At 38.4% G+C, this 331-nt stretch carries 1 pseudogene; it reads right to left on the reverse strand.

The annotated features are described in order from the left end of the window. Positions 1 to 293, reverse strand: a pseudogene (locus F1592_RS13480) (PTS sugar transporter subunit IIC); the annotation flags it as partial. Positions 294 to 331 lie beyond the last annotated feature (38 nt).

A 331-nucleotide genomic window follows, 5' to 3' on the forward strand; every position in this document is an offset into this window, starting at 1 on the left:
CAAGCAGCACCACTAACCTGTGCGTATACTGGAGATAAACCAATCGCAAGCGCAGTTAATCCGGCTGAAGCAACAACGCCAAGAACTCCCGCAGCATCACCTAACTCTTCTAGAAATTTTATTCCGAATACTTCTCAACCAACATACTTGTTGAATGCTTCGACTAAGAATGTCGCGATAGCCTCGTCGATCAGTGCTCCCATCGAACGCATTCCGTTAGGTGCTTTATAAGTAAATAACGTAAAAATAATAAGAACTAAAATTAAGAATAAAGAACCAATAAGTAAAACCATAAAATTTTCCAATCCCATAGTAGATAATAAAAAAATGG

It is taken from the genome of Staphylococcus sp. GDX7P312P, assembly GCF_008385775.1.
GTDB lineage: Bacteria > Bacillota > Bacilli > Staphylococcales > Staphylococcaceae > Staphylococcus > Staphylococcus haemolyticus.